Origin of the sequence: Streptomyces sp. ICC4 (assembly GCF_003287915.1) — a bacterium.
Classification (GTDB): Bacteria; Actinomycetota; Actinomycetes; order Streptomycetales; family Streptomycetaceae; genus Streptomyces; species Streptomyces tritrimontium.
Map to the genome: position 1 here is coordinate 3,991,330 of NZ_CP030286.1, position 18,893 is coordinate 4,010,222.

General features: G+C 69.2%; 13 protein-coding genes and 1 pseudogene. 9 read left to right on the top strand and 5 right to left on the bottom strand.

Going from position 1 to position 18,893, the window contains the following annotated elements; all coding sequences use genetic code 11:
- Positions 1-51: 51 nt before the first annotated feature.
- The 5 genes and pseudogenes from DRB89_RS44635 to DRB89_RS18535 all read right to left on the bottom strand — a co-directional run.
- Positions 52-837: pseudogene (locus tag DRB89_RS44635) on the bottom strand (serine/threonine-protein kinase); the annotation flags it as partial.
- 78 nt (positions 838-915) lie between these two features.
- A complete protein-coding gene (locus tag DRB89_RS18520; RefSeq protein WP_112449427.1) occupies positions 916-1,689 on the bottom strand; it encodes a succinate dehydrogenase/fumarate reductase iron-sulfur subunit in 774 nt (257 codons plus the stop codon).
- Positions 1,686-3,620, bottom strand: a complete 1,935-nt coding sequence (locus tag DRB89_RS18525) for a fumarate reductase/succinate dehydrogenase flavoprotein subunit (protein WP_112449426.1) — start codon at positions 3,618-3,620, stop codon at positions 1,686-1,688. The genes DRB89_RS18520 and DRB89_RS18525 overlap by 4 nt, the downstream gene beginning before the upstream one ends.
- A gap of 1 nt (position 3,621) precedes the next feature.
- Positions 3,622-4,446, bottom strand: a complete 825-nt coding sequence (locus DRB89_RS18530) for a hypothetical protein (protein ID WP_112449425.1) — start codon at positions 4,444-4,446, stop codon at positions 3,622-3,624.
- A 96-nt stretch (positions 4,447-4,542) separates the two neighbouring features.
- On the bottom strand, positions 4,543-4,764 hold the full coding sequence (locus tag DRB89_RS18535; RefSeq protein ID WP_112449424.1) for a hypothetical protein: 222 nt from the start codon (positions 4,762-4,764) through the stop codon (positions 4,543-4,545).
- Positions 4,765-5,132: 368 nt separating this feature from the next.
- Here DRB89_RS18535 and DRB89_RS18540 point away from each other — a divergent pair, with 368 nt between their 5' ends.
- From DRB89_RS18540 to DRB89_RS18580, 9 genes are all read left to right on the top strand, one after another.
- Positions 5,133-7,538, top strand: a complete 2,406-nt coding sequence (locus tag DRB89_RS18540) for an ABC transporter family substrate-binding protein (protein ID WP_112449423.1) — start codon at positions 5,133-5,135, stop codon at positions 7,536-7,538.
- A 331-nt stretch (positions 7,539-7,869) separates the two neighbouring features.
- A complete protein-coding gene (typA, locus tag DRB89_RS18545; RefSeq protein WP_112449422.1) occupies positions 7,870-9,774 on the top strand; it encodes a translational GTPase TypA in 1,905 nt (634 codons plus the stop codon).
- Positions 9,775-10,225: 451 nt separating this feature from the next.
- Positions 10,226-11,866 (top strand): ABC transporter substrate-binding protein, encoded by a 1,641-nt coding sequence (locus DRB89_RS18550; protein WP_112449421.1) that lies wholly within the window; start codon positions 10,226-10,228, stop codon positions 11,864-11,866.
- Between the two features lie 179 nt (positions 11,867-12,045).
- On the top strand, positions 12,046-12,978 hold the full coding sequence (locus tag DRB89_RS18555) for an ABC transporter permease (RefSeq protein WP_112449420.1): 933 nt from the start codon (positions 12,046-12,048) through the stop codon (positions 12,976-12,978).
- Positions 12,971-13,918: an ABC transporter permease gene (locus DRB89_RS18560; protein ID WP_112449419.1), complete on the top strand. Its 948-nt coding sequence runs from the start codon at positions 12,971-12,973 to the stop codon at positions 13,916-13,918. The genes DRB89_RS18555 and DRB89_RS18560 overlap by 8 nt, the downstream gene beginning before the upstream one ends.
- Positions 13,919-13,929: 11 nt before the next feature.
- The gene (locus DRB89_RS18565; RefSeq protein WP_112449418.1) at positions 13,930-14,985 is read left to right on the top strand and encodes an ABC transporter ATP-binding protein; all 1,056 of its coding nucleotides are present in this window, start codon (positions 13,930-13,932) and stop codon (positions 14,983-14,985) included.
- Positions 14,978-16,030 carry a dipeptide ABC transporter ATP-binding protein gene (locus DRB89_RS18570; protein WP_112449417.1) on the top strand — a complete coding sequence of 351 codons (1,053 nt, stop codon included), beginning with the start codon at positions 14,978-14,980 and terminating at the stop codon, positions 16,028-16,030. The genes DRB89_RS18565 and DRB89_RS18570 overlap by 8 nt, the downstream gene beginning before the upstream one ends.
- A gap of 123 nt (positions 16,031-16,153) precedes the next feature.
- Entirely contained in the window at positions 16,154-17,077 is a 924-nt protein-coding gene (locus DRB89_RS18575; RefSeq protein WP_112449416.1) for a GNAT family N-acetyltransferase, read from the top strand.
- Between the two features lie 161 nt (positions 17,078-17,238).
- Entirely contained in the window at positions 17,239-18,867 is a 1,629-nt protein-coding gene (locus tag DRB89_RS18580) for an ABC transporter substrate-binding protein (RefSeq protein WP_112449415.1), read from the top strand.
- Positions 18,868-18,893 lie beyond the last annotated feature (26 nt).

The following is an 18,893-nucleotide window of genomic DNA, read 5'->3' on the forward strand; positions in this document are numbered from 1 at the left end:
GCCGGCGGAGCCGTCCAGAAGTCCCCGCAGGGATTCCGCCACCGCCGCCGCCGACTCCGGCCGGTCCGCCGCATCCTTGGCCAGCAGGCGCAGCACCAGCCGGTCCAGGTCCGGCGGGACCGGCGTACCGGCCTCGCGCAGCGGCAGCGGCGGCTCCTCGATGTGCCGGCGCATCAGCACCCAGGGGCCCTCGGACTGCCCGAAGGGCGGCTCGCCGCTCAGCAGGGCGTACAGCACGCACCCCAGCGCGTACAGATCGCAGCGGGCGTCCACCTGCTCGCCCCGCCACTGCTCGGGGGCCATGTACGGCGGGCTGCCGGGTCCGGTCCGGCCGGTGACCGTCCAGCCGGCCGTGGCGTCGGCCGAGTGCGCGATGCCGAAGTCGCAGATCTTCAGCCTGCCCCCGGGCAGCAGGAAGAGGTTGGGCGGCTTCAAGTCGCGGTGCACCACCCCCAGTTCGTGGGCGGCGGCCAGCGCCTCGGCGGTCTGCGCGGCCAGCTCCACCGCGACGTCCACCGGGAGGCCCCCCGGCACCCGGGCCAGGGCCGCGTGCAGGTCCTCGCCCGAGAGCAGCTCCATCACGATGAAGAGCCGCCCCGACTCCTGGCCCACGTCGTGCACGACCGTGATGCCGGGGTGCTGGAGCCGCGCCCCGATGGTGGCCTCGCGCCGGAAGCGCGCGACCGCCTCCTCGCTCGCGATGGACTCCAGTACCACCTTCACCGCCACGGCGCGGTCCAGCGCCGTGTCGTGCGCCCGCCACACCTCGCCCATGCCGCCCATGCCGAGCCGCTGTTCGAGGCGGTACCGGCCCGCCAGCTGATCCCCCACCCGCACCGCGAATGCCCCCTGACATCACGTCAACGACGTTGCTCAGGGGGCATTCTGTCCTGCCAAGTGAACGACTGGGGGCGGCTATCGACCGGAACGGCGTCCGATCTTGTTCCCCAGCCACACGAGCGGGTCGTACTTGCGGTCCACGGCCCGCTCCTTCAGCGGGATCAGGGCGTTGTCGGTGATCTTGATCCCCTCGGGGCAGACCTCCGTGCAGCACTTGGTGATGTTGCAGTAGCCGAGCCCGTGCTCCTCCTGGGCCGTCCGCTTGCGGTCCAGGCCCGCCTCGGCCGCCGCGTCCAGCGGATGCATGTCCAGCTCCGCCACCCGCATCAGGAAGCGGGGTCCGGCGAAGGCGGTCTTGTTCTCCTCGTGGTCGCGCACCACGTGGCAGGTGTCCTGGCACAGGAAGCACTCGATGCACTTCCTGAACTCCTGCGAGCGCTCCACGTCCATCTGCTGCATCCGGTACTCACCCGGCGCGACCCCGGCCGGCGGAACGAACGCCGGTACCTCCCGCGCCTTCCGGTAGTTGAAGGACACGTCCGTCACCAGGTCGCGGACGATCGGGAAGGCTCGCAGCGGGGTCACCGTGATCGTCTCCTCGCGGGAGAAGGTCGACATGCGCGTCATGCACATCAGCCGCGGCCGCCCGTTGACCTCCGCGCTGCACGAACCGCATTTGCCCGCCTTGCAGTTCCACCGCACCGCGAGGTCGGAGGCCTGGGTCGCCTGCAGCCGGTGGACGATGTCCAGGACCACCTCCCCGTCGTTCACCTCCACGGTGAAGTCCCGCAGCTCGCCGCCCTCCGCGTCGCCCCGCCAGATCCGGAACGCGGCATCGTAGGTAGTCACTCGTAGAGCTCCTCTTCGGCGAGGTACTTGACCAGCTCTTCCTTCTCGAAGAGCGCGAGCAGGTCGGATCGGATGGGTTCGGTGCGCACCCGGGTCAGCTCGATCCGGTCCGCGGCAGGGTCCTCGGGCGCGGGCTCCACCGGCCGGCACAGCAGGTTCACCGGCCGCCAGGACCGCTCCATCGCCGGGCAGTCCTCGCGGGTGTGCCCGCCCCGGCTCTCGGTGCGCTCCAGGGCCGCGCGGGCCACGCATTCGCTGACCAGCAGCATGTTCCGCAGGTCGAGCGCCAGGTGCCAGCCCGGGTTGAACTGCCGGTGCCCCTCGACCCCGGCGCGAGAGGCCCGTACGCGCAGGGCCGCGAGCCGCTCCAGCGCCTCGGCCATCTCGCCCTCGCGGCGGATGATGCCGACGAGGTCGTTCATGGCCGTCTGGAGCTCCTGGTGCAGGGTGTACGGGTTCTCCGCGCCCTCGGCGGCATGGAACGGAGCCAGCGCCTCCGCGGCCGCCTCGTCCACCCGGGCCTGGTCCACGACCGGCAGCCGGCCGGCCTCGGCGGCCGCGTACCCGGCGGCGTGCAGTCCGGCCCGGCGGCCGAAGACCAGCAGGTCGGAGAGGGAGTTCCCGCCGAGCCGGTTCGAGCCGTGCATGCCGCCCGCCACCTCACCGGCGGCGAAGAGCCCGGGCACCCCGACGGTGGCGGCGGTGTCGGAGTCGACCGCGATGCCGCCCATCACGTAGTGGCAGGTCGGGCCGACCTCCATCGGCTCGGCGGTGATGTCCACGTCCGCCAGCTCCTTGAACTGGTGGTACATCGACGGGAGCCGCCGCTTGATCTTCTCGGCCGGCATCCGGGTGGACACGTCCAGGAAGACCCCGCCGTGCGGGGACCCGCGCCCCGCCTTGACCTCGGAGTTGATGGCGCGGGCCACCTCGTCGCGGGGGAGCAGCTCGGGCGGGCGCCGGTTGTGGTCCGGGTCCTCGTACCAGCGGTCGCCCTCCGCTTCGGACTGCGCGTACTTCTCCTTGAAGACGTCCGGGATGTAGTCGAACATGAACCGCTTGCCCTCGCTGTTGCGCAGCACCCCGCCGTCGCCGCGCACCGACTCGGTCACGAGGATGCCCTTCACGGAGGGCGGCCAGACCATGCCGGTCGGGTGGAACTGCACGAACTCCATGTTCAGCAGGGGCGCTCCGGCGAGCAGCGCCAGCGCGTGGCCGTCGCCGGTGTACTCCCACGAGTTGGACGTGGTCTTGAAGGACTTGCCGATGCCGCCCGTGGCCAGCACGACCGCCGGGGCCTCCAGGACGAAGAACCGCCCGGTCTCGCGCTCGTAGCAGAAGGCCCCCGAAACCCGGCCCCCGCCCTTCGGGCTGTCGTCCTTCGGGCTGTCGTCCTTCAAAACTCGGGTGACCGTGCACTCCTGGAAGACCTTGAGCCGGGCCTCGTAGTCCCCGAACTCCTTGAAGTCCTCCTGCTGCAGTTGGACGATCTTCTGCTGGAGGGTGCGGATCAGTTCCAGGCCGGTCCGGTCGCCGACGTGCGCGAGGCGCGGGTACTCGTGCCCGCCGAAGTTGCGCTGCGAGATCTTCCCGTCGGGCGTCCGGTCGAAGAGCGCGCCCCAGGTCTCCAGCTCCCAGACCCGGTCCGGGGCCTCCTTGGCGTGCAGCTCCGCCATCCGCCACTGGTTGAGGAACTTGCCGCCGCGCATGGTGTCGCGGAAGTGCACCTGCCAGTTGTCGCCGTCGTTGACGTTGCCCATGGAGGCGGCGATGCCGCCCTCCGCCATCACGGTGTGGGCCTTGCCGAAGAGGGACTTGCAGATCACGGCCGTACGGGCGCCGCGCTCCCGGGCCTCGATCGCGGCCCGCAGCCCGGCGCCGCCCGCGCCGACCACGACCACGTCCCACTGCTGCCGTTCCACTTGAGCCATCTCAAAAGATCCTTGGGTCGTCGAAGGCGCCGCTGGCCAGCAGGTACACGTAGAAGTCGCAGGCGGCGACGCTGATCAGCGAGGCCCACGCGAGCTGCATGTGAAGGGAGTTGAGGCGGCTGATCCAGCCCCACAGGCGGTAGCGCACCGGGTGCTTGGAGAAGTGCTTGAGGCGGCCGCCCATGATGTGCCGGCAGGAGTGGCAGGACAGTGTGTAGGCCCAGATCAGCCCGATGTTGACGAGGAACAGGAGCGTCCCGAGGCCCATGTGGCCCCACTCGTACTGCTCGTCGCGGAAGGTCAGCACGGTGTCGTAGGTCAGGATGCCCGCGACCGGCACCGCCGCGTAGAAGAAGTAGCGGTGCATGTTCTGGAAGACCAGCGGGAAGCGGGTCTCACCGCTGTACGAGGCGTGCGGCTCGGCGACGGCGCAGGCGGGCGGCGAGGCCCAGAAGCCCCGGTAGTAGGCCTTGCGGTAGTAGTAGCAGGTCAGCCGGAAGCCGAGCGGGAAGATCAGGATCAGCAGGGCGGGGGACAGGCCCCACCAGCTGCCGAAGAGGTCCAGGTTCGGGCCGCCGCGCATCTCCTGGCAGTTCTCCGCGAGACACGGGGAGTAGAAGGGCGAGACGTACGGCGCCGCGTAGTAGTCGGCGTTGGCGAAGGCCCGCCAGGTCGAGTAGACGATGAAGGCGAGCAGCCCGGCCGCGGTGCCGGCGGGGCTGAGCCACCACCGGTCGGTCCGCAGGTGCCGGGCTGCGATCGCGGCCCGCGAGGCGCCGTGGACGCCGCCGGGCCGCTGTGATGGTGGTTGGGTGCCTGTGGCCAAGGGGGACTCCGGGTGGAGTGATGAGGGGTGGCCCAGGAGACCCGGCCGCCGTCGCTGCGGGTGGCCGGGTCCGGTGGGGTGTGCGCGGAGCGTAGGTCAGGGAGCGCGGCGGTCGCGGGCGCCGAGACCCTCGTCGTCGGAGTCCGTCCACAGCGAGCTGTCGTACGGGGTGTCCGGGACGATGACCATTCCGCCCTCGCCCGAAGGCCTGGGGGCGGCCGGTGCCTGCCGGGCGACGTCCTTCTCGAGCCGCTCGACCGAGCGGACCAGCTCGTTCAGGTTGCGCCGTACGGCGGTCAAATCGTCTTGCAGGGACATGACTTGCCCTCACTTCCGCTGGGTGCGGTGGCAACGCTCATGTGCGCCTGCGAGTGTCGCGCCTCCCGTCCCCCCTTGTGAAGGGACGTGCAGCTATTGCGGGCGCGCAGGCGCGAACTGTGCGCCCCTCCCTGACCCCATTTTCATCCCTCTTACGGGGGAACGCTCGTCCGGAAGGCAAGCCGGATTGGTCCGCACGGGTGGGGTTCGCGGCGTGGCGAGGGTCCCCTGCGGCGGGTATGGCGGGGTGTCGATTTCAGTGGGTTTCGGCACCCAGTGTGATCAGCTCCATATACCGCCGAACGTGATCAAGGCCCCCTCCTTCTCACGGCTCTCCCCCCTCACGCCCCGCCCCGGAGGTACCACCCATGTCCCAGAGAAGGCGCAGGTCCTTGGCGCTCCTGACCTCGGGAGTTCTTGCACTGCCGCTGCTCGCGGGCTGCGGCGCGGGTGACGACGAGGGCGGCCCGGCAGCGGCCGGGCAGGACATCGCGACGACCGCCCGCGACAAGGTCGCCGACGGCGGGGTGCTGCGCTGGGCCGTGGACGCCCTGCCCGGCACCCTCAACACCTTCCAGGCCGACGCGGACGCCACCACCAACCGGATCGCCGGAGCGGTGCTGCCCCAGCTCTTCGTGCTGGACGGCAAGGGACGCCCGGTGGCCAATCCCGACTACCTGGAGAAGGCCGAGGTAGTCGAGCGGGAGCCCAAGCAGGTCGTCCTGTACAAGCTGAACCAGCAGGCCGTCTGGAGCGACGGCCGCGAGGTCGGCGCCGCCGACTTCGTCGCCCAGTGGCGGGCCCTGAACGGCAAGGACTCCGCGTACTGGACGGCGCGCAACGCCGGCTACGACCGGATCGAGAAGATCGAGCGCGGCAAGACGGACCTGGAGGTCAAGGTCACCTTCGTCAAGCCGTACGCGGACTGGCGCTCCCTCTTCTCGCCCCTCTACCCCAAGCAGGTCACGGGCACCCCGGAAGCCTTCAACGAGGGCGCCCGGGGCACCCTCAAGGTGACCGCCGGCCCCTTCGCGCTGGGCGCCATCGACAAGAAGACCGGCACGGCCGCCCTGACCCGCAACCCGCGCTGGTGGGGCCGCCCCGCCAAGCTCGACACCCTGGTGCTCACCGCCGTGCCCCGGGCGCAGCGGCCGGCCGCGCTGGCCGCCGGCAAGCTCGACATGGCCGAGATCGACCGCACCGGCGCCGACCGGATCGCCCTGGCCCGCCGGGAATCCGCGAAGTCGGGCGGGGCCCACGGGCCGGCCGCCTCGGTGACCGCCGCGCAGGCCACCCTGTCGTGGGCGCTGGCCTTCGGCGCGGACGAGGCCAAGGCGAAGGAGGCGCAGGAGAGCCGCCAGAAGCAGGCGGAGGCGGTCAAGCGCTACACCGATGAGCAGAGCGCCCTGCGCTCCTTCACCGTCCGCAAGTCCCTGGAGCCCGCCTACACCCAGCTCGCGATGAACGGGGCCACCGGCCCGCTCGCCGACGAGCGCGTGCGCCGCGCCGTGGCCCGGGCCCTGGACCGCCAGGCGCTCGCCGACATCGTCCTCAAGCCGCTGGGCCTGCCCGCGAAGCCGGTCGGCAGCCACCTGGCGCTGGCCGGGCAGCAGGCGTACGCCGACAACAGCGACGCCCTCGGCGGCCAGGACACCCAGGCCTCGCAGGCCCTGCTCGCGGACGCCGGCTGGCGCCGGGGCGGCAAGCTCACCGAGCCCGCCGGCGCCAAGGCGGGCCCGGAGGCCGCCCAGGAGACGGACGACGGCAAGACCCCGTCGGGCCCGGGCACCGGCAACGACGGCCTCTACATCGTCGGCCAGGACGACGAGCGCAACGGCGACGGCCGGGCCGACGACAAGCCGGCGGCCGCGGCCGGGGCGCGGGTGAAGGCCGACCACCCCGACCACCGCCCCGAGGGCCCCGAGGACCCGGCCGGCATCCCGCTGTCCGAAGGCGCGTACGGCCAGGACGGGGAGATCGTCGACGCCGACGCCTTCGCCGCCGGGACCCAGCCCTCCCCGGTGCTCGCCCCGGGCCCCTTCGCGGCCGGCCAGGAGCAGTTCCTGCGCGCCCAGGCCGACGCCGTGGACGACGCCAAGCGCAGCCCGGCCCTGGACGCCGAGGCCGTCGGCGAGGACGCCGACGGGACCAAGGCCAGCCCGGCCCCGGCCCCCGCCAAGCAGGCCGTGCGCAACTCCGGCAGCATGCTGGCCAAGGACGGCAAGGCCCTGAGCCTGCGCTTCGTCCTGCCGTCCGGTCCGGGCTCGGAGGCCCTGCGCACGGTCGGCGAGCGGATCGCCCAGATGCTCCACAAGGTCGGCGTGCAGACGGAGCTGACCAAGGTGGCCGACGAGAGCTTCTTCAAGGACCACATCGCCTCGGGCCAGTACGACCTGGCCCTCTACTCCTGGCCCGCGACCGCCTACCCCGCCACCGACGCCCGGCCGATCTTCGCCAAGCCGGAGCCGGCCGCCGACGGCTCGCTGCTGGTCGAGCAGAACTACACCCGGGTCGGCACCGACCACATCGACCAGCTCTTCGACCAGGCGGCCGGCGAGCTGGACGAGGAGCAGGCCCGCGACCTGATGCGCAAGGCGGACGCCCGGATCTGGGCCACGGCCGGCTCCATCCCCCTCTACCAGCGCCCCGAGCTGGTCGCCGTGAAGCCGGGCCTGGCCAACGCGGGCGCCTTCGGCCTCGGTGCCCCCCGCTACCAGGACATCGGCTGGAAGAAGCCGGCGGCGGCGAAGGGCAAGGACGAGAAGAAGAAGTGATGACGAAGAGGTGCATCACGGGTTGATCCGAAGTCCGCAAGCTCAGATGTGACTCAAGTCCCTTGCCCGCCGGATGACCGGCGGGCAAGGTCGTGCCGTACCCATTGACCAGGCCGTTGACCCGCGTGTTTTCAGGCATCACCCAGGGCCGAGGCCCCCCACCCAACCCTCGGCCCCGCTCAGTCGTCCGGCCTCTTGACAGACCCCCCGGCAGGCGGTTCCCGCCATCCGGCGTACGATGGGGTAAGGCCGTGGCAGGTTTTCCGCCCGGTCGAGGCTCGCGTGCCGGACCGTACGCGTCGCCATCCACGATCCCGGGAGAAGCGCCGAAGTGCCCACGCGCCACGACATCCGTAACGTCGCCATCGTCGCCCACGTCGACCATGGCAAGACGACCATCGTCGATGCCATGCTCAAGCAGGCCGGTGCCTTCGCCGCCCACCAGCACCTCGACGACCGCATGATGGACTCGAACGACCTGGAGCGTGAGAAGGGCATCACGATCCTCGCCAAGAACACGGCGGTGAAGTACCACCCCAAGGACGGCGGGGCGCCCATCACGATCAACATCATCGACACCCCCGGCCACGCCGACTTCGGTGGTGAGGTCGAGCGCGGTCTGTCGATGGTGGACGCCGTCGTCCTGCTGGTGGACGCCTCCGAGGGTCCCCTGCCCCAGACCCGCTTCGTCCTGCGCAAGGCCCTGCAGCAGAAGCTGCCGGTCATCCTCTGCATCAACAAGACGGACCGTCCGGACTCCCGGATCGACGAGGTCGTCAACGAGACGTACGACCTCTTCCTCGACCTGGACGCGGACGAGGAGCAGATCGAGTTCCCGATCGTCTACGCCTGCGGCCGTGACGGCGTCGCCTCGCTGACCAAGCCGGCGGACGGCACCGTCCCCCCGGACAGCGACAGCCTGGAGCCGTTCTTCTCCACCATCCTGGCCCACGTGCCGGCCCCGGTGTACGACGACGAGGCGCCCCTCCAGGCCCACGTCACCAACCTGGACGCCGACAACTTCCTCGGCCGCATCGCGCTCGTCCGCGTCGAGCAGGGCGAGCTCCGCAAGGGCCAGACCGTCGCGTGGATCAAGCGTGACGGCACGATCTCCAACGTCCGCATCACCGAGCTGATGATGACCGAGGCGCTCACCCGCAAGCCGGCCGAGGTGGCGGGCCCGGGTGACATCTGCGCGGTCGCCGGTTTCCCCGACATCATGATCGGCGAGACCCTGGCCGACCCGGAGAACCCGATCGCGCTCCCGCTGATCTCGGTCGACGAGCCGGCGATCTCGATGACCATCGGTACGAACACCTCCCCGATGGTCGGCCGCGGCGGCAGCGGCAAGGGCGCGGACGCCAAGTCCGCGGTCAAGGACCGCAAGGTCACCGCCCGCCAGGTCAAGGACCGTCTGGACCGCGAGCTGGTCGGCAACGTCTCGCTCCGCGTCCTCGAGACCGAGCGTCCCGACGCCTGGGAGGTCCAGGGCCGTGGTGAGCTCGCGCTCGCCATCCTGGTCGAGCAGATGCGCCGCGAGGGCTTCGAGCTGACGATCGGCAAGCCGCAGGTCGTCACGCAGGAGATCAACGGCAAGGTGCACGAGCCGGTCGAGCGCATGACGGTCGACGTCCCCGAGGAGCACATGGGCGCGGTCACGCAGCTCATGGGCGTCCGCAAGGGCCGCATGGACAACATGTCGAACCACGGCTCCGGCTGGGTCCGCATGGAGTTCGTCGTCCCGTCGCGCGGCCTCATCGGCTTCCGTACCGAGTTCCTGACCGGTACGCGCGGTACGGGCATCGCCCACTCGATCCACGAGGGTCTGGAGCCGTGGTTCGGCCCGCTGGTGACCCGCAACAACGGTTCGCTGGTCGCCGACCGCTCGGGTTCGGTCACGCCGTTCGCGATGATCAACCTGCAGGAGCGCGGTGTCCTGTTCACCGAGCCCGGCACCGAGGTGTACGAGGGCATGATCATCGGCGAGAACTCGCGCGCCGACGACATGGACGTGAACATCACCAAGGAGAAGAAGCTCACCAACATGCGTGCGGCTTCCGCGGACAACACCGAGAACGTGGTGCCGCCGCGCAGGCTCTCCCTGGAGCAGTCCCTGGAGTTCTGCCGCGACGACGAGTGCGTCGAGGTGACCCCCGAGGCCGTCCGCATCCGCAAGGTCGTCCTGGACCAGAAGGACCGCTCGCGCACCGCGTCGCGCGCCAAGTCCGGCAAGTAGTCGCGTAGGACCTAGGTCACACTTGGGTCCTGCCCGCTGCGGGCTTTTGTGAACAGCCCCTCCCGTCACGGTGAACGTGACGGGAGGGGCTGTTCGCTTTTGTCAAGCGGATTGTTTCGATCCGGTGTCCGCGGTGTCCGCATACCGACCGTGACACTCCGGAAGAAGTGCTAACAGTCCGTTTCGTTCATGTCTGTCTCCTATCCGTTTGTCCGGATTTCGGGTTTTAGCCGTAGTGCGATGTTGTGAAAACGAGACCACTTAAGTGTGGTTTACGGTCAGGGCGTCCCCGAGGATGGCTCCATTGAGCTCGGGTCAATGGGTCACACGCTGTGGGGAGCGTCGACTCACGAGCACACTCGGGACACCGGGTCCTTATCGCCGTCAGGGGTGTCGGCGAAACGCACTCGGGTCCTTCACATCAGACAGTGGACTCATGAGGAGGAAACCCATGCGCGGTGCCAAGAGCGCCAAGTGGGTAGCGGGCGCGATTGTCGTCGCCCTGGCAGCGACTGCCTGTGGTGGTGGCGCCGATAAGGGTGACAACGCCGGCAAGGGTGACGTTGATCCGAACGGCATCTACTCGGTCGAGGTGGGCGAGCCGGAGAAGCTCCTGCACCCGGCCGACACGATGGAGTCCAACGGCTCGATCGTCATGTCGGGTCTGTTCTCGCAGCTCGTCGACTACGACGCCGACGGCAAGCTCGTCATGGTGAACGCCGAGTCGGTCGAGTCCAAGGACAGCAAGCTCTGGACCGTCAAGCTCAAGCCGGGCTGGACGTTCCACGACGGCACCAAGGTGACCGCCGAGTCCTACGTCAAGGCGTGGAACTGGGCCGCGAACATCAACAACAAGCAGGGCAACGCGTCCTGGTACGCGGACATCAAGGGCTTCGAGGCCCTGCACCCCGAGGCCGAGGGCGCCAAGCCCACCGCCGAGGCGCTCGAGGGCCTGAAGGTCGTCGACGAGAACACCTTCACCATCGAGCTCGCCAACGCGGTCCCGTACTTCGGGTACAAGCTCGGCTACGAGGTCTTCTCCCCGCTGCCCGAGTCCTTCTACAAGGACCCCGCGGCCGCCGGTGAGAAGCCGGTCGGCAACGGCCCGTACAAGTTCAAGTCGTGGGAGCACAAGAAGCAGATCGAGCTCACGCGCTTCGACGACTACAAGGGCGCGGACAAGGCGAAGAACGGTGGCGTGATTCTCAAGAACTACTCCACCCTCGAGACCGCCTACGAGGACCTGAAGTCCGGCAACGTCGACGTGCTGCGCCAGATCGGCCCGAAGGACCTCCCGGTCTACCGTGGCGACCTCGGTGACCGCGCGGTGGACCAGCCGTACTCGGCGATCCAGACGCTGGCCGTCGCGTTCTACGCCGACCAGTGGAAGACCCCGAAGCCGGTCAACCCGAAGGTCATCCAGGGCCTGTCGATGGCGATCGACCGCGCCACCATCACCAAGACCGTGCTCCAGGGCACCCGTGACCCCGCCACGGGCTGGGTCGCCAAGGGCGTCCTCGGCTACACGGCCGACGGTTCCGGTGACGTCGCCAAGTTCGACCCGGCGAAGGCCAAGGCCCTCATCGCCGAGGGCGGCGGCGTCCCGAACAACGAGATCACCATCCAGTTCAACTCGGACGGCGGTCACAAGGAGTGGGTCGAGGCTGTCTGCGGCAGCATCACCTCGGCCACGGGCGTCAAGTGCACCGGTGACGCCAAGCCGGACTTCCAGGCCGACCTCCAGGCCCGCAAGTCCAAGCAGGTCAAGTCGTTCTACCGCTCCGGCTGGGTGCTCGACTACCCGGTGAACGCCAACTTCATCAGCGACCTGTTCCGTACGGGCGCCGGTGGCAACCAGGGTGGCTTCACCAGCCCTGAGCTCGACGCGAAGATCGCCGCGGCCGACACGGCCCCGAGCCTCGACGAGTCCGTGAAGGCCTACCAGGCCATCGAGAAGGACCTCGTCAACTACATGCCGTCGATCCCGCTCTGGTACTACAAGGTCAACGCGGGCTTCTCCGAGAAGGTCCAGAACGTGAAGTACGCCCAGGACGGCGACCCGATCCTCGACCTGGTCGAGGTCAAGAAGTAAGTCCTACCGCGTAATTCCTTTCGACGGATGTGGGCCGGCGGGGAGCCGGCCCACATCCGGGCCTATACGCAGAGCGCCACCCGGGGGGCCCTTTCGCGACGCAGTGACGATTCCGTCACGCGCGTGCGTGGCGAAAGGGCCCGTCCGGCTGCGCCTGCCGCATCTTCTACGGAGGCATGATGGGGCGCTATGTCGCACGACGACTGCTCCAGATGATCCCGGTCTTCTTCGGGACGACCCTGCTCATCTTCTTGATGGTGTACAGCCTGCCCGGCGATCCCGTGGCCGGACTCTTCGGGGACAAGGGCACTGACCCCGCCACGCTGGCGGCGCTCCGCCACCAGCACGGGCTGGATCTGCCGTGGTGGCACCAGTACTACAACTACATCACCGGCATCCTGTTCCACTTCGACTTCGGGTCCCAGATCCGCAGCGGACGCGACATCATCGATGTCATCGGCAGCGCCTTCCCGGTCACGCTCCGGCTGGCCCTCTTCGCGTTCGTCATCGAGATCGTCTTGGGACTCACGCTCGGGATCGTCGCCGGCCTCAAGGCCGGCAAGCTGGTCGACAACCTGATCCTGATCCTGACCCTGCTGATCATCTCGATGCCGGTCTTCGTGCTCGGCTTCATCGTCAAGTCGGTGTTCGCCTTCCAGCTCGGCTGGATCGACCCGAACGTCAGCACCAAGGAAACCTGGGGCGAGCTGATCGCACCGGCCGTCGTGTTGGGCTCCCTGTCGCTGGCCTACGTGGCCCGCCTGACCCGCACCTCGATGGCCGAGAACCTGCGCGCCGACTACGTCCGCACCGCCGTGGCCAAGGGCCTGCCCAAGCGCCGCGTCATCGGTGTGCACCTGATGCGCAACTCGATGATCCCCGTCGTGACCTTCCTGGGCACCGACATCGGCGCCCTCATGGGCGGAGCCGTCATCACCGAAGGCATCTTCAACGTCAAGGGTGTCGGCGGTCTGATCTACGAATCGGTGATCCGCCGCGAAGGCCTGACCGTGGTCGGTGTCGTCACGGTCCTGGTCGTCGTCTACCTGATAGCCAGCCTGCTCGTCGACCTCCTCTACGCGGTCATGGACCCGAGGATCCGGTATGCCTGATCTGACCCAGACCGAAACCGTCACGGCCGAGACCCCGTCGGCGCCCGGTGCGCCGGTCGCCCCGGCCAAGGCCGAGAAGGCACGCAGCCTCTGGGGCGACGCGTGGGCCGACCTGCGCCGCAACCCGTACTTCGTCGTCTCCGCGGCGCTGATCCTCGTCCTCCTGGTGATCGCCGCCTTCCCGAGCTGGTTCACCAGCGTCGACCCCACCAAGGGCGACCTGGTCAACCACTTCCTGGGCAAGCCGGAGCTCGCCAAGATCGGGTCGCCCGACTGGCTCGGCTGGGACGGCCAGGGGCGCAGCGTCTACGCGCGCCTCATCTACGGCACCCGCGCCTCGATCATCGTCGCCGTCTGCGTGACGGCGATCGTCACCGTCATCGGCGGCATCACGGGCATGATCGCCGGCTACTTCGGCGGCCTCACGGACACGCTCATCTCGGGGATCACCAACATCTTCTTCGGCATCCCCTTCCTGCTCGGCGCGATGGTCGTCCTCCAGGCCTTCACCGAGCGCACGGTGTGGACGGTCGTCTTCGCCCTGGCGTTCCTCGGCTGGACGCAGATCAACCGCGTCATGCGCGGCGCGGTCATCACCGTGAAGCAGGCCGACTACGTGCACGCCGCGAAGGCACTGGGCGCGAGCACCACCCGGATCCTGTTCCGGCACATCCTGCCGAACGCCATGGCCCCGGTGATCGTGGTCTCCACGATCGCGCTCGGCGGCTACATCGCGGCGGAGGCCACCCTGTCCTACCTGGGTCTGGGCCTCGCGTCCCCGACCATCTCGTGGGGCGTGGACATCTCGGCCGGTTCGCAGCAGATCCGAGTGGCCCAGCACATCCTGCTGTACCCCTCGATCATGCTCAGCGTCACCGTGCTCGCCTTCATCATGCTCGGCGAAGCGGTACGCAACGCCCTCGACCCGAAGCTGCGCTGAGGAGGGCGTAAGTGATCACCATGGACAACACCTCCAGCGTTCCCTCCCCGCGTGACGGGGACCCGCAGACGCCGCTCCTCGAAGTGCGCGACCTGCACGTCGAGTTCCACACCCGCGACGGTGTGGCCAAGGCAGTCAACGGCGTCAACTACAGCGTGAGCGCCGGCGAGACCCTCGCCGTCCTCGGCGAGTCCGGCTCCGGCAAGTCCGTGACGGCGCAGGCCATCATGGGCATCCTCGACATGCCCCCCGGCAAGATCCCGCAGGGCGAGATCCTCTTCCGCGGCCAGGACATGCTCAAGATGAGCTTCGAGGAGCGGCGCAAGCTGCGCGGCCAGAAGATCGCCATGATCTTCCAGGACGCGCTGTCCTCGCTGAACCCGGTCCTCACCGTCGGCTACCAGCTGGGCGAGATGTTCCGCGTCCACCGGGGGCTGTCGAAGAAGGAAGCCCGCCTCAAGGCCATCGAGCTGATGGACAAGGTCAAGATCCCGGCGGCGAAGGAGCGTGTGGACGACTACCCGCACCACTTCTCCGGCGGTATGCGCCAGCGCATCATGATCGCCATGGCGATCGCGCTGGAGCCGGACCTGATCATCGCGGACGAGCCGACCACGGCCCTCGACGTCACCGTCCAGGCCCAGGTCATGGACCTCCTCGCCGAGCTCCAGCGCGAGCTCAACATGGGTCTGATCCTGATCACCCACGACCTCGGCGTCGTCGCCGACGTCGCGGACAAGATCGCGGTCATGTACGCCGGCCGGATCGTCGAGACCGCTCCGGTCCACGAGATCTACAAGCGCCCGGCGCACCCGTACACCCGCGGCCTGCTCGACTCGATCCCGCGGCTGGACCAGAAGGGCCAGGAGCTCTTCGCGATCAAGGGCCTGCCGCCGAACCTGCTGCGCCTGCCCACCGGCTGCTCGTTCAACCCGCGCTGCATCGCCGCGCAGGACGTCTGCCGGACGGACATCCCCCTGCTCCAGCCCGTCAGTGAGCAGGACGGCACCGAGCTGGTCGGTCGCCACAGCGCGTGCCACTTCTGGAAGGAGCAGATCCATGGCTGAGCTCACCAAGAACGCCCCCGAGCGCGAGCCGATCCTCCAGGTGCGGGGCCTGGTCAAGCACTTCCCGCTGACCCAGGGCATCCTGTTCAAGAGGCAGGTCGGCGCGGTCAAGGCCGTCGACGGCATCTCCTTCGACCTGTACCGGGGCGAGACCCTCGGCATCGTCGGCGAGTCCGGCTGCGGCAAGTCCACCGTCGCCAAGCTGCTGATGAACCTGGAGCGCGCCACCGCCGGCGAGGTCTTCTACAAGGGCCAGGACATCACCAAGCTGTCCGGCCGCGCCCTGAAGGCCGTGCGCCGCAACATCCAGATGGTGTTCCAGGACCCGTACACCTCGCTGAACCCGCGCATGACGGTCGGCGACATCATCGGCGAGACCTACGACATCCACCCCGAGGTGGCCCCCAAGGGCGACCGGCGGCGGAAGGTCCAGGAGCTCCTGGACGTCGTGGGCCTCAACCCGGAGTACATCAACCGGTACCCGCACCAGTTCTCCGGCGGCCAGCGCCAGCGCATCGGCATCGCCCGCGGCCTCGCGCTCAACCCGGAGATCATCATCTGCGACGAGCCGGTCTCCGCGCTCGACGTGTCGGTGCAGGCCCAGGTCATCAACCTGATGGAGAAGCTGCAGGAGGAGTTCAACCTCTCCTACATCTTCATCGCGCACGACCTCTCGATCGTCCGGCACATCTCGGACCGCGTCGGCGTCATGTACCTCGGCAAGATGGCCGAGATCGGTACGGACGAGCAGATCTACGAGCACCCGACGCACCCGTACACGCAGGCACTGCTCTCCGCGGTGCCGGTGCCGGACCCGGAGGCCCGCGCGCACCGCGACCGGATCATCCTCACCGGTGACGTCCCGTCGCCCGCCAACCCGCCGTCGGGCTGCCGTTTCCGCACCCGCTGCTGGAAGGCCGAGGAGAAGTGCTCCGTGGAGGAGCCGCTGCTCGCGATCCCGGAGCGCTTCCAGGGCGTGAAGTCCCTGGCCGCGCACGAGTCGGCGTGCCACTTCGCGGAGGAGAAGGCCGTTCTGGCCGTCTGACCTCCCGCGGACGAAGCACCGAAGGCGCCCGGTACCGGATCACCCCGGTACCGGGCGCCTTCGCGTGCGCCGCGCGGGGAAAGCCGGTTGCGGGCCCGCCCCCGTCTCTCCGAGAGTGGTCCGATGAGCGACCTGCTGACCACGCGGCCCGCCGGGCCCTCGGACGCCGAGGCCATCTGCGGTCTCCTCAACGCCGTCGACCTGATCGAGATCGGCCGCCCGGAAACCGACCTCGCCGCCGTCGAGGCCGACCTGAACCACCCCGACGTCGACCTCGCGCGCGACTCCTGGCTCGCCTTCGAGGGCGGCCGGCTCGTCGCCTACGCCCTGGTGTGGGCGGACTCGGGCCCCGGCCGCGTCGACGCCGAGCACTACGCCCTGCCGGGCCACCGCGCGGCCGCCGTCCGGCTGCTGGAGCTGACGGAGGTCCGGGCCCGCGAGCTCGCCGCCGGCGCGCCCCGCGCCTCCCTGCGCATCCAGCTCAACGTCGAGTCCACCCTCGACGCCGACCTGCTGCCCGGCCGCGGCTACCGCACCGTGCGCCGCTACCAGGTGATGACCCGCGCCCTGGAGCCGGACCAGGCGCCGCCCGCCCCGCCCGGCGGGCTCACCCTGCGCTCCTGCGACGGGGACGAGGCGGAGCGGCGCCGCGCCCACACCCTGATCGAGGAGACCTTCGCCGAGCACTTCGGCCACGTGGACCGCCCGTACGAGCCCTGGCTGGACCACATCGACGGCCGCGGCCTCGACTGGTCGCTGGTGTGGATCGCGAGCCTGCCCGCGCTGGGCGACGTAGGGGTCCTGCTGACCCGCGACGACCGCACCAGCATGGGCTGGGTCAGTCACCTCGGCGTACGCCGGGAGGCGCGCGGCCGGGGCGTCGGCGGCCACCTGCTGCGCCACGGCTTCGCCGCCTACGCGGCGCGCGGCCGCTCCACGGTGGGCCTCGGCGTGGACACCGCCAACGAGACCGGAGCACTCGCGCTGTACGAGGCGCACGGCATGGCGCTGCACTACGCCGTGGTCACCTGGGAGCTGGCGCTGTGACCGGGGAGGCCCGCCGGGGCGGACCCGGCGCAACATTGCACTCGCAGGGGTGACAGGCGGGGGACGCGAGGGTGCAATCGGTCCAACCAGGAGTGTGCGGGACCCCACATAGGGTGACATTGGGCCCTAAGTGAGTCTTGGGATCCAGTAGGAGGCACTCCATGCGCGGAGCCACCCACGCCAAGTGGGCCGCTTGTGCGGTGGCCGTCGCCCTCGCGGCGACGGCCTGCGGCGGCGGAAGCGACAGCGGCGGAGGCGGCGAGACGGGCATCGTCAGCTCCTCGTGGGGTGACCCGCAGAACCCGCTGGAGCCCGCCAACACCAACGAGGTACAGGGCGGCAAGGTCCTCGACATGCTCTTCCGGGGTCTGAAGCGCTACGACCCGAAGACCGGCGAGGCCAACAACATGCTCGCCGAGAAGATCGAGACCACCGACAGCCAGAACTTCACGATCACGCTGAAGGACGGCTGGAAGTTCAGCAACGACGAGCCCGTCACCGCCCAGTCCTTCGTGGACGCCTGGAACTACGGCGCGGACGTCACCAAGAAGCAGAACAACTCGCCCTTCTTCTCCGACATCGTCGGCTACGCGGACGTGCACCCCGCGACGGGCGACCCCAAGTCCAAGACCATGTCCGGCCTGGTGGTCAAGGACCCCAAGACCTTCACGGTCGCCCTCAAGGAGAAGTTCTCCACCTGGCCCGAGACCCTCGGCTACCAGGCGTTCTCCCCGCTGCCCAAGGCCTTCTTCACCGACCACGAGGGCTGGCTGAAGAAGCCCGTCGGCAACGGCCCGTACACGGTGGACTCGTACACCAAGGGCACGGGCATGAAGCTGCGCAAGTGGGACGCCTACACGGGTGCGGACAAGGCGGTCAACGGCGGCGTGGACCTGAAGGTCTACACCGACAACAACACCGCCTACACCGACCTGATCTCGGGCAACCTCGACCTGGTCGACGACATCCCGGCGCAGCAGCTCAAGAACGTCGCGAACGACCTCGGCGACCGCTACATCAACCAGCCGGCCCTCATCATCCAGACCCTCACCTTCCCGCTGTACGACCCGCAGTGGAACAAGGAGGGCATGGAGAAGGTCCGCCGCGGCATCTCGATGGCGATCAACCGCGACGAGATCACCAAGCAGATCTTCAAGGAGACCCGCACCCCGGCCAAGGACTGGACCTCCCCGGCCCTCGGCGACAAGGGCGGCTTCTCCGCCACCGCCTGCGGCGAGGCCTGCTCCTTCAACCCGACCGAGGCCAAGAAGCTCATCCAGGAGGCCGGCGGACTGCCCGGCGGCAAGGTCACGCTGACGTCCAACGTGGACACCGGCTCGCACCGCGACTGGATGGACGCCGTCTGCAACAGCGTCAACAACGCGCTGGGCGAGGGCCCGGTCTGCACGGTCAACCCCATCGGCACCTTCGCCGACTTCAGGAACCAGCAGAGCAGCTTCAAGCTGACCGGCCCCTTCCGCTCCGGCTGGCAGGCCGACTACCCGCTGATCCAGAACTTCCTGGAGCCGCTCTACTACACCGGCGCCTCCTCGAACTACGGCAAGTTCAGCAACCCGGAGTTCGACAAGCTCATCGACGAGGCCAACCGGGAGAGCGACGCGGCCAAGGCGACGGCCAAGTTCCAGGAGTCGCAGAAGATCCTCGCCGCGCAGATGCCGTCGATCCCGCTCTGGTACCAGAACGGCAGCGCCGGCCACTCGGAGCGCATCTCGGACGTGGCGCTCAACCAGTTCAGCGTCCCCGTCTACGACCAGATCAAGGTCAGCTGACCCTTCTCGCGGATCGATCCTGGAGC